This window comes from Amycolatopsis sp. cmx-11-32, assembly GCF_047608695.1.
Classification (GTDB): Bacteria; Actinomycetota; Actinomycetes; order Mycobacteriales; family Pseudonocardiaceae; genus Amycolatopsis.
The window spans coordinates 85,219-97,420 of the sequence record NZ_JADNQN010000008.1 but is presented as its reverse complement, the minus strand read 5'-3'; the positions used below and the strand labels follow the sequence as shown (position 1 = coordinate 97,420).

11 protein-coding genes are annotated in these 12,202 nt (G+C 67.0%); 3 read left to right on the top strand and 8 right to left on the bottom strand.

The features are described 5' to 3' along the window. Positions 1-167: 167 nt before the first annotated feature. Positions 168-1,403 (top strand): phage major capsid protein, encoded by a 1,236-nt coding sequence (locus tag ACM6LR_RS24045; RefSeq protein ID WP_414944536.1) that lies wholly within the window; start codon positions 168-170, stop codon positions 1,401-1,403. A 200-nt stretch (positions 1,404-1,603) separates the two neighbouring features. Here the strand turns inward: ACM6LR_RS24045 and ACM6LR_RS24040 are convergent, their stop codons facing one another. The 8 genes from ACM6LR_RS24040 to ACM6LR_RS24005 form a co-directional block, all read right to left on the bottom strand. Further along, on the bottom strand, positions 1,604-2,086 hold the full coding sequence (locus ACM6LR_RS24040) for a hypothetical protein (RefSeq protein WP_414944535.1): 483 nt from the start codon (positions 2,084-2,086) through the stop codon (positions 1,604-1,606). Continuing rightward, the gene (locus tag ACM6LR_RS24035) at positions 2,083-2,415 is read right to left on the bottom strand and encodes a hypothetical protein (protein WP_414944534.1); all 333 of its coding nucleotides are present in this window, start codon (positions 2,413-2,415) and stop codon (positions 2,083-2,085) included. Before ACM6LR_RS24035 ends, ACM6LR_RS24040 begins: the two co-directional genes overlap by 4 nt. A 402-nt stretch (positions 2,416-2,817) precedes the next feature. Further along, positions 2,818-3,162, bottom strand: a complete 345-nt coding sequence (locus ACM6LR_RS24030) for a hypothetical protein (RefSeq protein ID WP_414944533.1) — start codon at positions 3,160-3,162, stop codon at positions 2,818-2,820. Positions 3,163-3,207: 45 nt separating this feature from the next. Then, entirely contained in the window at positions 3,208-4,422 is a 1,215-nt protein-coding gene (locus ACM6LR_RS24025; protein ID WP_076168599.1) for a helix-turn-helix domain-containing protein, read from the bottom strand. A gap of 904 nt (positions 4,423-5,326) precedes the next feature. Beyond that, entirely contained in the window at positions 5,327-6,271 is a 945-nt protein-coding gene (locus tag ACM6LR_RS24020) for a DUF6114 domain-containing protein (RefSeq protein WP_414942522.1), read from the bottom strand. A gap of 27 nt (positions 6,272-6,298) precedes the next feature. Then, positions 6,299-6,907, bottom strand: coding sequence for a DUF6230 family protein (locus ACM6LR_RS24015; RefSeq protein WP_414942523.1), 609 nt, complete (start codon positions 6,905-6,907; stop codon positions 6,299-6,301). A gap of 81 nt (positions 6,908-6,988) precedes the next feature. Continuing rightward, entirely contained in the window at positions 6,989-8,650 is a 1,662-nt protein-coding gene (locus ACM6LR_RS24010; RefSeq protein ID WP_414942524.1) for an FAD-binding dehydrogenase, read from the bottom strand. After that, positions 8,647-9,546, bottom strand: coding sequence for an alpha/beta fold hydrolase (locus tag ACM6LR_RS24005; protein ID WP_414942525.1), 900 nt, complete (start codon positions 9,544-9,546; stop codon positions 8,647-8,649). The genes ACM6LR_RS24010 and ACM6LR_RS24005 overlap by 4 nt, the downstream gene beginning before the upstream one ends. A gap of 902 nt (positions 9,547-10,448) precedes the next feature. Between ACM6LR_RS24005 and ACM6LR_RS24000 the strand changes: the two genes are divergently transcribed. Both ACM6LR_RS24000 and ACM6LR_RS23995 read left to right on the top strand, forming a co-directional pair. Further along, entirely contained in the window at positions 10,449-10,628 is a 180-nt protein-coding gene (locus ACM6LR_RS24000) for a hypothetical protein (protein WP_414944532.1), read from the top strand. Positions 10,629-10,787: 159 nt separating this feature from the next. Continuing rightward, complete coding sequence (locus tag ACM6LR_RS23995; RefSeq protein ID WP_414942527.1) at positions 10,788-12,149, top strand: hypothetical protein; 1,362 nt, start codon at positions 10,788-10,790, stop codon at positions 12,147-12,149. The last annotated feature ends 53 nt before the right edge of the window (positions 12,150-12,202 follow it).

Sequence of the window (12,202 nt, the reverse complement as noted above, 5' to 3'; positions counted from 1 at the left end):
GATCTTGTCGGGGGTGACGGTCCGCCGTGGTACGCCACGGCCAGTCGGACACCCGCCGAATCGGCCAGCACGCCACTGCGACCGTGCCCGCGCATGTTCCGCGCCCCGCACGCGCCCCGCGAAGTCCGCCGATCAGTGACCACACCTGATCTCAAGGACCCATTTCGATGATGACCAAAGCTGATCGTCTTCGCGCGCAAATGCGCGAAAACCTGCTGGCAGCAAAGGACATTGCAGCGAAGGCGGAGAACGAGCGCCGCGACTTCACCGGCGAGGAACGGAACGCCGTCGAGCACTTCATGGACGAGGCGAAGCGAATCCAACCACTGCTCGCCGAAGCCAAAGCCGAGGAACAGAAGGCGAACGATCGCAAAGTCTCGAACTGGATCAAGGAATTCGCCGACGCGACAGACGGACCAGCGGGCACCGTCGGAGCCTCTCAGGGGAACCCCCGCTTGAAGTCCCTGGGCGGCAGCACGTGGGGCAGCGAAATTGTTCGCCAGCACAGCGACCATTTTGGACGGCTCAAGGCCCTATCGCCATCCGGCACCGTGATGGTGTCGGTGCCGCTCGCCACCCAGCCGGTACGCGAGTCCGAACCCGTGCTCGCCCTGCGACAGCTCATTCCGTCCGAAAAGGACACGGTTGGAGTCTGGGCGTACATGCGGCAAATTCTCCGGGACAACAACGCGAAGGTCGTTCCGCGGGGAGCCAAGAAGCCGACCAGCCGGTACACACTGGAGCGTCGAGAAGGCAGGTCCGGAACCGTCGCGCACCTGACGGAACCCATTGCACGCCAAGATCTCGCCGACGCTCCCATGCTTACGACCTTTGTGGACACCGAGCTTCGCCTTGGGCTCGAAGAGGCGCTGGAGGACGAGGTCGTGAACGGCACCGGAATCGGCGATCGGCCGACCGGATTGAACTTCACGTCCGGCACCCAGAGTCAGGCATGGGCGACAGACTTGCTGACTACCACTCGGCAAGCCGTGACTAAGCTGGAAGTGTTGTCCCTCAACGGTTCTGGGTGGCTTCTGCATCCCGTTGACTGGCAGAACATCGAGCTTGCCGCTAACGCCAACGGCTACCTGCTCACCCAAGCAGGGCAGGCTCTACCGGTGGATCGCGCGGCCCGCCGGTTGTGGTCGCTGCCGGTTACTTTGTCCACTTCGGTCGCAGTGGGGACGGGATGGTTGGCGGACTTCGCCGGTTCCACCGTGCTCAAGGTGCGCGAGGATGCGTCGATCACATGGTCGGAGAACACCCACGAGAAGGACCTGTTCGGCGAAGGCGAGGACGGAAACCTGTTTGAGGCCAACATGATCCGCTTCCGCTGCGAAGGGCGGTTCGGCTTCGCGGTGACACGCCCGGCTGGAATCGTCAAGCTGGACTTGTCTGCCTAGCCCGTAAGATCCCCATCGCTAAAATCAAATATCTACTATGGACACGGTCCCCCGCGCCCGCCCGGCTGGAAACCGGGCTCGCGCGGGGGACCGTGCTTTACCATCACCCGCCATCCCTCGGGAGACACGAGGGATGTCAAGCCCGGCAGGGGCAGTCGAGGGGCACATATTGCGTCGAGACGACCCCCGCCGGACACCTTTTAGTCGACGGCTCCGTACTTGGCCGCCGCCGGTTCCAGTAAGGCCGGTACCCGCTTGGCGCACGCCCCGAATATCAGGCAGTACGCCAGTTCGACCGTCGCCGTAGCGGTCGCTCGTTCCTCGATTTTCTTCACGAGCCTGTCGACCGAGCAGACCTTGCGCATCTCGACCCTGAACGAGGTACTGTCATGCTTGCGGCAACCGCCCGGAGCACCGGAGGTGATGATCCTGATCCGAAGCCCGCGACGGGTCCGCGTGAAGTGACATTCCGCCACCTGCAATAAAGCGATTCCGAGCGTCATATTCGTTCCGAGCGTCATCTTCTCTGCGTGGTCCAGCGCGCCGTGCAAACTCTCCGGGAACACGTACCTCACGGTGTTGTCGTGCGAGGATTCGCACAGCCTCCAGCCCCGGTACTTCATGTAGAAGTCGTTGACCTGTAGGAATTCTTCCCACCCCATGGATTCGACAGCTTGCGTCATGCCATGTCCTTCACTACGCCCATGGTGTGCACCAGGTCCTTGTATTCCAGCTCCAAGCTGGACATGAGCCGTTCCCGCCCTGCCGGGGTGGACAGGTGCAGCACAACGGCATTTCCTTGCCGCTTCACAAACGTGTGTTTCGCCGTGAACCGCTTGCGATGCAGTGATGTAAGAATCCCGTACACGTCGCGATCCTCCAGTTGGACAAGGTTCGCGATCTCGCGGAAGGTCATCCCGAAGGTCGTCTTGTGGGCAAGGGTTTGCAGTACAACCCGTTCGCCGCCTGAGAGCGTCGCGCGACGGTCCATGTTCGATGCGATTCCGTTCATAGTCCTTGTGCTACTCGGAACCATCGGGCCATCCGCCCCTGTCCACGTTGCGCTTCTCCATATCGTCCACAAGGGACAGTCGTTCCGAGACGCGCGCCAAGTGTTCGATCATCCGCCCATAGAGTGCGGACAGGTGGGGCGGTGGGATACTCTCCGGCCCCCACAGGTCGATCCACCCGGTAAGCCACACGTCCGCGTCTCGCAACAGAAGGCCAGCGGCAGATGAACGCCGCACGTGGCCGCGCGCAGTCTTGACAGTCGCCCGTACAGTCAAGATGTCCCGATGTGCGTCTTCGGTGTATTCACGCGGAAACCACGTGACAACGGGAAGACTGATCAGTGCGGTCCGTGCATTGTGGACAGCCGCGTTTCGCCGTGCCCGGCGACGGCTGAAATAGCCCATCACGGAGTCCAGAGCGTCGGTGCCGTACCCCGCACCAAACGAGGCGCGAGCGGATGACTCGGCGCGGGCAACGCGAGAAGCGCGCCCACCACGTCGGCCACAGTCCCATCACGCTGCCAGAGCAAACCGCCCGTGTGATCCATCCGAAGCGCGCCCGCGTCCGTCTGCGACCCGACGTGCAGCGCGTCCGCGACACCTTCCGGCCACGGGCGCAACCCAGTCACCTTGATCACGTCACCGTTGGCGTCACACGTCGGCATGAACAGCCAGCCCGCGTCACGCAGATCCGCCAGACGCCGCAACTCCGGGTACTGGTTGAACGCGTCCACGCCACTCGTCGTCACACGTCGGACACTAAAAGCAATCGCGCGTTACGCGTTCACAATCTGTTAACTAACCTGAAGGCGTGACTTGAGACTGTCCAGCTCCCATGCCCGCCGATGCGCCCGCGCGTCCAACTCGGCAACCACTTCGCGGGCGATCGGGTCATGCCGGATTCGCAGCGGTGCCACTCGATCGGCGATATCGAGGTGACGGATTGCCTCACCGTCGCGCGCACCTTCGGCCTGCACGAAGGCCCGAGCAAGGTCAAAGTGCAGCGCGGCGCGGCGTTCAGCCGAGGTCAGACCGGCGTCGTAGTCGGTGTGCCGCGTGATCTGCTCGGCGCGTTCGGGACCAGTGCCTAGCTCAACCGCAAGGGACAGGCTCCACGCCTGGACGTTCGCCGGGCCGAAGTCGTAGTGCAGCGTGCTGCATTCCCCAGTACGCGCGGCTAGCTCGGCGGCAGCACCTAGGTGGGTCTCGGCGGTGTCCGCGTCGCGGTCTTTCGCGGCGAGTTGAGCCGACGCCAAATGCAGCATTCCGGCGGCTTCGGCTGGCGCGGTGTCGGTTGCTTGGGGGTCTGCGGCCTTCACTGCGTCGAGAGCCATGCTCGTGACCTGTTGAGCACGATGGCGGGCACCCATGCGACCGAGAACCACAGAGGCGGACATCGCTGCGAAGCCACCTAGGGCGGCGTCCTCAAGGCGTGCGGCGGCGTCCTGGGCGCGGCGCGCTGCCATAGCGGCTAGGTCGTTGTTCCCGAGGGTTCGCGCGGCGCCGATGGCGACGATGCACGCTTCGGTCAGTGCGCGCAGTGCGGTCCGTCGAGTGTCTGTGTCCCCCGTGACGGCGTGAACATGCAACTCTGTGAGCAACGCGCCAAGGTCGTTTCCGGCGAGTGCGTACCGGGAGTCTGCGGACGCTGCGTTCGCCCGAGTGGCCAGGCGCGCAAGTTCGCCGACGGGCCGCACTCGAATGTCGCTGGGCACGTCGTCAAGCGTCGAGTCGAACAGGGCTAGAGATATCGGCGGCAGGGACGCGAGAGCTTCGGCGCTTACGCGGTCACCCGGCAAGTACGGCTGCCCAGTCAGATCCGACACGGCGCAGCCGACCGCCGCAGCAAGATCTTCGAGCAGGCCACGCCGCTCAAACCGGCGCTTGCCATTCTCCAGCATCGACCAGTACGCCTTGCTGATGCCAGCGAGGCCAGCGGCCGTATCGATGCTCATACCCCGGCGACGGCGAATCCTCGCAAGCCGTTCACCGATCTCGGCATGATCCATCTAGACCCACCCTCTCGCGGAGTCAACCCCTCCGCGTGCTCCGGGCCCGTCGACCAGGGGCGTTCCTCCGCGAAGAGGCACCTTCCAGGGTAGCCGCTGCCCGATCGGGTGACCTAGTACGAGCCCCGGCGAGGCCGGACAAGGCAGCGACCCCGTACCCGGCGAACGGGTACGGGGTCGCTGGTCTTCTCTGGGCGGTTACCGGTACGCGCCGGGTACGCGCGAGGACAACTAGGGACGGAAACCGACCACAACCGATGACAGCTATTTCGCCTGGTCAACCGGGGTATGCCACGATCTTGCGCAGGTCAGAGAGCTATCTGTTGTGAAAGGCCCCTTCATGTAGCTAGGCGCAAGTTCATGTACTTGGGCTACGCCTCGTCTCGGGCCAGAGAGGCGTGCACTGGGCGGGAGACCCGATCGGACCGATCAGTGGACTGTCACGACCCCAGCGCCGCCTTGGCCACAACCCGCACGAGACAAGTCACCTTTGCCTTACCTCTCAATAGGTTCCTGGGGCATGGTCACTCCAGGACTCACCGGGCCTGCTGAGCGCAAGAACTCCGTGCGCACTGTCCGGGTAGGCCGAGACGGCGGCTCGAAGCCGTGCAATCAATGCCCTGCCGCGCAACGGTTGTCGTCCTGAGTGATCGGGTGCCGGGCGGGAAGGCCGCCGCCCGTCCGGGTCGGCACGTATCGGCCTGCTGCGTCGCGAAATTCCCGAAGAAGGCTCACGAAGCACCGCAACCGGACGACGCGGTGATCAACGCAGCCCATCGACGTCAGGGGGACGATCCCTCGGAGCCACGAAACGGCCGTTCGCCGCCACCGGGACTGTGTTTTGCGCGCCCAGTGGCACGGTGACGGAAGCCGCCCGGCCGACGCATTGGTCTGGGAAGCCGGGTCAAGTGACGGTGATCTTCGCGGCGGGAATGGTCAGGCGGGCGTGGTTGAGGTCGGTGTTGACCACGGTCACGTCGGTGAAGGTGAGGCTGGGCAACACCAGCGGCGGAGGACGGTCCGGGGTGAAATCGACCGGGAGGCCGATGAGCCCGAGCACGCTCAGGGTCCCCTTCAGCCGCAGGGTGAGCAGCTCGATGGGGTGGCCGGTCGCGGTCGAGACGCTTCCGGGTGGTGCGGTGATCCTGCCAAGGTGGCCGTCGACCAGTTCGCTCGTCTGGACCAGGCTGGTGATGTCGATGCGGCTGGCGGTGAATCTGAGCACTTCGACCGGCACGCCGCCCACCCTGGTGGTGCCGACACCGTGGTACCGCAGGCCGTTCAACTGCAGGACGGAGGCCGTCAGCACCCACACCCGGCCTGCCGGAGCAGCGGTGGTGCGGGCCGAGGGGGCAGCCGCCGGGGCGACGACCAGTGCGGCGACGAGGAGGACCGTGATCCCCGCGGCCCTGGTCCGTGCTGAGCCCGGCCCGTCTTCCTGGTCGCGATCCCGCTCGCCGGTGGCCGGTGGCGCCCAGGAGAGAGCCAGAGCCCCGCCTATGAGTCCCAGCACGGTGCCCACCAGAAATCCGCCGAGGTTGCTGGTGACCAGCGCGACCAGCGAGACGAGGATCGCGGTCACGCCGGCGGCGACCCGGTACTGCGGCCTGATCCACAGCGACACCGCGCAGATGAGGAGCAGGGCGCCGATCAGCAGCGCCGACACCCCGCCGATGGTTCTGATCGAGAGCACCAGGTCACCCAGCCGGAAGGAGGCGTACGGCGGAAGTCCTATCACGACGGAGGCGGGCAGCAGGAACATCCCGGCACCGAAGGGCCGGTGCCGTCGCCAGCCGCGGAATGCCCGCCATCCGGCCTTGATCCGCCCGAGCGGAGCAAGGCCGATCATCGGTCCGGCCCGCGGCCGTCGGCCAACTCAGAAGCATTCATTCTTGCCACTCCTCAGCGACAACGCGAGGTTCTTCAGCCGCAGCGTCTGCGCATTGGTGCTCCACGCCGTTTGCCGGAGCTGGCCGATGGTCGCGCCGGTGGCCTGCAGCCCGAACGCTCCCGGCCTGCCCTTCGCCGCTTCCGGCCCCTTGGTCAGCTGAGCGGCGTCGATGCCGATCTGGGTGTCGGTCAGGCGGAGATCGCCGGTGAGCGAGGCGATGCCGATGATGATGTCCGTGGACTCCATCCCGCCCGGCCCTCCCGAGAGGAGCACCAGGGTGACGTCCCCGACCACGGGCACCTTCGGCAAGAACACCGACTGGCAGAAGTTGTCCAGCGTGGCCTTGCGAAAAGCGCTCACCGCGACGGCGTGGGCTTGACCGCTGCCCTGGTCGACATCCCCGTACTGGACGAAACCTTCGCCCACCAGCTTGTCCGCGCTGATCTTGAACGAGCCACCGGACACCGCGAACGACGCCGCGAGCGCTCCCTGTGAAAGCCCGGTGAGCAACAGCGCCACCCCCGCCAGCGCCAGTCCGAAGATCCCGGCGAACCGGGCCCACCGCGTTCTTCCTCGCGATTCCGAGCGCTTCATGTTCCCGTCCTTTCCTCGGTCGCCCGGTCGTCGGGCGACCGGGCGACGCCTTGCTTCAGCATGGGGTGATCGTGGGGCGGCTCAGGCCAGCCTTCTGCCGAGTGCGCGCCCGGCGACCCGGCCGGAGAAGATGCAACCGCCGAGGAACGCGCCTTCCAGGGCGTGGTAGCCGTGCATTCCCCCGCCGCCGAACCCGGCCGCCTCACCGGCTGCGTACAAGCCGTCGACGACGGACCCGTCCGGGCGCACCACCTGTGCGTCGAGGGTGGTCTGCACTCCGCCCAAGGTCTTGCGAGTGAACAGGTTCAGGCGGATCCCGTACAGGGGCCCGTGCGCGGGGTCGAGCAACCGGTGCGGGCGGGCGGTGCGCATCAGCCGCTCGACCTTGTACTCGCGCAGGTTGCGCAAGGACATCAGCTGCAGATCCTTGGAGTAGTCGTTCCGCACCTGCAGGTCGCGCGTCGCGGCCTCGTGCTCCACCCCCGCGAGGTCCAGCGGTGTTCCGGGGGTGAGTGCGTTCATCGCCTCCACGAGCGCGGGCAGCGTCCGGCCGACCACGATGTCCTCGCCGCGTTCGAGGAAGTCGCGCACCGGCTTCATCAGGCTCTTCTTCGCCCGCAGCAGCAACAGGGCGCAGTTCTTGCCGGTGATATCGGGGTTTTCCGCCGATCCCAGCAGGTCGAACTCTTTGTCCACCATCGTCTGGGTCATGATGAGCCACGAGTGGGAGTGGCCGTTCAGGGTCAGGTGCCGCAGCGCGTTTCCGGCGGTGTGGCCCGGGAACAGCGGTGGCGGCAGTCGCCGTCCCGCAGGATCCAGCCACAGGGCCGAGGGGCCGGCCAGGAAGTGCACCGCGTGGCGCGACCAGGTCGGGCTGTGGTGCTTGAGCCCCTCGGGGTAGTGCCACATCCGGTCCAGGTTGACTACCGAGCCACCGGCACGTGCGGTGATTTCCAGCATCCGCCCGTCGACGTGCGCCGGTACGCCGATGAGCATCGATTCCGGGTAAGCACCGAAGCGGCCGGTCGGCCAGTTGGCGCGTACCAGGTCGAGGTTGCCGCCGAGACCGCCTGAGGTGACGACCACCGCTTGCGCTCGCAGGTCGAACGTGCCGATCTCTTGCCGCGTGGAGGCCGCGCCGCGCGGCGCGTCCGAGGGTGCCAGCAGCGCACCGCGCACACCGACCGCGGCTCCGCCTTCGACGACGATCTCATCGACCCGGTGCCGGTGCTTGAAGCTCACCGCCCCGCGTGCGGCGGCGTCGAGCACCGGGTCGCGGAAGGCCCGTACGACCTCGGGTCCGGCGCCCCACGTGGCATGGAGCCGGGGCACCGAGTTGCCCGTCCCGGTCGCGGTGCCCGCCCCGCGCTCGACCCAGCCGACGTTGGGCATCAAGGTCAACCCGAGCATGCGCAGGTAGTCGCGCTTGACACCGGCGGCGAAGCCCAAGTACGCCTCGGCCCAGGCGCGAGCCCACTGGTCTTCCCGGTCGCGGTCGAACCCCGCTGAGCCCAGCCAGTCGGACAACGCCAATTCCAGCGAGTCCTTGATGCCCACTCGCCGCTGTTCCGGGCTGTTCACCAGCAGCAGGCCGCCCTGCGCCCAGTGCGCCTGCCCGCCGAGGTTGGCTTCGTTCTCCTGCTCGACCACGAGCACCCGCTGTCCGGCCCTGGACAGCTCGAAGGTCGCGACGAGCCCGGCCAGCCCGGCACCCACGACGATGACGTCCGCCGCATCGCTCATGACAGCAGCTCCCCGTGTACCTGGTCGCCGCCGACGTCGGCGAGGAATCGACGAACCGCGCGGACCAGTTTCTCCGGGGCCTCCGACGGCAGCAGGTGGCTGGCACTCGCGACCAGCACCAGCCGTCCGTGGCGCAGTCTCCGGCGGGCCGCGATGCCTTGCCAGAAAGGCAATTGCCGGTCTTGCACGCCCCAGGCGACCAAGGTCGGCATCGGCAACTCCCGCAATCGGCGCAGAAAGGGGTCGCGCTGTCCGAAGAGCCCGATTGTGGCGCGTTGCAAACGCAGGCTCGTCTCCAGTGCCACCGGGGTGGAGGCCACCAGGGTCTGGCTTGCCCACCAGGCCGCGTGGATGCGCCAGGGCTGGCACGATCCGGCCAGCGCCACCGCCGTGACGAGCAGCAGGGGGCCCAGCGGCAGCACCGGGATCAGCAGCGGGGTCAGATCTCCCAGAGGGGTGACAGATTGCAGGATCATGTACGGATTGACGGCGCGTCCCAGGCCTGCGGAATCGACCAGCACCAGAGCCGACACCCGACTCGGCTGGTCCAGAGCCGCGTGAACCGCCACCGCTCCTCCCAGTGAATGCCCGACGAGCACGAGCCGCTGCAAGCCGATGACACGGGCGAAGCGCCACACGAACGCCGCCAGCGCCGCGACCGAGGCGTCGGCGATCGGCTCGGTGTAGCCGTAGCCCGGGAAATCGACCGCGATGACCCGGTAATGGCCCGCGAGGCCCTGGATCACGTCGTACCACTCCTCGGACACGGACCCTTGCCCCGGGAGCAGCAGGACGACCGGACCGGTGCCGGCTGCCAGGTAGCGGGTGGCCGTGCCGTCCACGTCGATCCAATGCTCCCCGATCTCTCGCGCTTGCTCGGCGACGGAAGTGGTCATGGGGTTCTCCTCGCGTAGGAGTGCGGACACTCCGGACCACACGGTGCGGAGGCTCGACACCTGTACGGGCTCTCCCGCGACAACCTGGGAAAGCCCACGATCAGACCGTAATACGCGCCGCGCGGCGCGGGCAGGCGCACTTGAGGCGCTCGAGGGCGCAGATACCGCGTGGCCGCGCGCCGTTCACGCAGAATCAATCGGCCACCGGCGCCGTCGACCGGTGCGGGATTCTTGACTATGTGTGGCGATCGCGGCCGCTATAAGCCGGGACCGCGTCGAATATGAGTCCGAACGGGTTATTTTCCGCACGTTTAGAGACAAATGGAGACTTTCACTCCAACGGCTTATCTAAGCGGCTCGAAGCTGCGCCTAACATCACTTTCCATGCCTATAACCCATGCCTACAGGGGTGAAAACAGCGCCAGAGCAGGGCTCGCGGACAGTGCGACGTCCACCCCCGCCCTCGGCACGATGTGCGACGAAAAATGTGACATCGCTCTCAATTTCATTCCTTGGCAGTTCTCCGGGCTTTCGCAGTGGCGAAGCCGGATTTGCCGAGTAGGCACCTCGATCATGCGGGTTCGCGACGTTCGATTGCGCTGTTCGGATGCGTGACGACTTTCTCCTACGACCTTCGTAACGTAGCCGGGAAAGAAATCCGCCCCGGCCGTCTCCCGGCCGTCAATCCGGATTCGACATCGGGAGCCCCGACGGCCATCGGACCGTCTGATTTCGCCGCGGCCGTCCGGTGAGAGCACCTCCCGGGTGGTTTATGAAGGGGCTGCTGTGCGGGCAGGGAAGAGGATGATGGCCGTGACGCCGGCACTGCCGCGTTATGGCGTGAGTGACGCCGGAGCCAGCGACGTGAGATCGCACAACCGTTGCGGCGCAAGGCGATCATCGTGCCGGAACCGGGTCGCCACTCGTGGTTCGCCGAGCTGTGGATCACCGGTGTCGCCCCGGTGCCTTGCGGAACGCGGTGCGAGTCGCCGACCACCCTGCTCGACCAGAACCGGAATCTCTTCCGCGGCAAGCAGATGTCGTTGGCGGACACGGGTCTTTCCGCTAGCTCTGCGTCGTGACCCAGCGGACGCGACCTGCCCGGCGTGCTCACCCGCGTCACGCGACCCCTGCCTGCCTTGCCATCGCCGGACGGCGCACCGGGAAAACCGCCTGACCAGCACGCAGCCGCCACCGAATTCACGGTTTCACTCGTCCAGGACACGAAGGAGACAAAGGTCATGAGTAGCCGACCGCCAGCGAGTCGGAAGGCGAACGAGCGACTGCGAGCCGTGATGGAGGAGGCGGGGTGCTCCAACACCGGGCTCGCCCGCCGGGTCAACATGTGCGGCGCAGGGCGGGGGCTGGATCTGCGCTACGACAAGACATCGGTGGCCCGCTGGTTACGGGGCCAGCAACCGCGCGGCCCGGCGCCCGCGGTCATCGCCGATGCGCTCGGGGACAAGTTGGGCCGCCCGGTCACCGTGGACGAGATCGGCATGGCGCCGGACACCAGCACGGCACCCGCCGCGGGGCTGCGGTTCGAGCCCGTCCTGACAGACGCACTTCACCACGTTCGCGCCCTGTGGCACAGCGACGCTCAGCGCAGTGGCCCGCTGACGGGCGAGGTGCTGCCGGCCTCCGTGCTCGTGCAGCCCAGTCGCGACTGGCTGATCGGTGTCCCGGACGACGTCGCCACCGACGACGGGCCCGCCACGGACGACGTCGAGGCGGTGCGCGCGACGACCGCCGCGTTCGCCGATCTCGACCACCGCTATGGCAGCGCCGGCATCCGGCCCGTCGTCGTCCACTACCTCGACAGCGTCGTTGCCCGGCCGCTCGTGGACTTTCACCGCGATTCGGCCGGGCGGCAACTGCTCGGCACCGCCGCCCGTCTCACCGAACTGGCCGGGTACATGGCGGTCGACACCGGTCAGCCAGGCCTCGCACAGCGCTACTACATCCAGGCTCTTCGCCTCGCCCAAGCCGCGGACGACCGGAGCATGGGCGCGTATCTGCTGGCATCGGGAATGAGCCGGATGGCGCTCGCGCTCGGCAGTCCCCACGAGGCCGTCCAACTCGCCCGGGTGGCACAGGAAGGGACGCGAGGCGGGGCAACCCCCGAGGTCGAAGCGGTCTGCCATGTCGCCGAGGCGCGTGGCCACGCCATGCTGAGCGACGCGAAGGCCTGCAAGCGAGCCGCAGGCAGGGCGATCACGGCGCTGGAGCGCGGCGGCCGGGGCTGGGAGCCGGCCTGGGTCGCGCACGTCGATCAGGCCTACCTGGCCGAGGAACTTGCCCGGTGCGCCCGGGACCTCGACCAGCTCGCGACCGTCGTGCGCTGGTCTCGCGAAGCCGTTCAAGGATGTCCCCCCGGTTGGTCACGGCGCCGTGCGCTCAGGCTGATGCTCCTGGCCACGGCACAGTTGCAGATGGGAGACGTCGAGCATGCCTGTCGCACCGCCAAACAGGCGGTCGAGGTGCTCAAAGGGGTGCACTCCGCGCAATGCGCCGTCGACCTCGTCGACTTCAGCGGGCGGCTGGGGGCGCTGGGCCACCCGGAGGAAGCACGCGAGTTCGCCGCCGCGCCGGAGGCGAACTGACCTGCCCGGTGCGCGAGCCGGTCCGGCGACGGGACAGCGCCGGACCGGCTGAC

Coding starts and splice junctions, on each gene's coding strand:
- ACM6LR_RS24045 (WP_414944536.1), top strand. CDS start 168: ATGATGACCAAAGCTGATCGTCTTCGCGCGCAAATGCGCGAAAACCTG.
- ACM6LR_RS24040 (WP_414944535.1), bottom strand. CDS start 2,086: ATGACGCAAGCTGTCGAATCCATGGGGTGGGAAGAATTCCTACAGGTC.
- ACM6LR_RS24035 (WP_414944534.1), bottom strand. CDS start 2,415: ATGAACGGAATCGCATCGAACATGGACCGTCGCGCGACGCTCTCAGGC.
- ACM6LR_RS24025 (WP_076168599.1), bottom strand. CDS start 4,422: ATGGATCATGCCGAGATCGGTGAACGGCTTGCGAGGATTCGCCGTCGC.
- ACM6LR_RS24020 (WP_414942522.1), bottom strand. CDS start 6,271: ATGATCGGCCTTGCTCCGCTCGGGCGGATCAAGGCCGGATGGCGGGCA.
- ACM6LR_RS24015 (WP_414942523.1), bottom strand. CDS start 6,907: ATGAAGCGCTCGGAATCGCGAGGAAGAACGCGGTGGGCCCGGTTCGCC.
- ACM6LR_RS24010 (WP_414942524.1), bottom strand. CDS start 8,650: ATGAGCGATGCGGCGGACGTCATCGTCGTGGGTGCCGGGCTGGCCGGG.
- ACM6LR_RS24005 (WP_414942525.1), bottom strand. CDS start 9,546: ATGACCACTTCCGTCGCCGAGCAAGCGCGAGAGATCGGGGAGCATTGG.
- ACM6LR_RS23995 (WP_414942527.1), top strand. CDS start 10,788: ATGAGTAGCCGACCGCCAGCGAGTCGGAAGGCGAACGAGCGACTGCGA.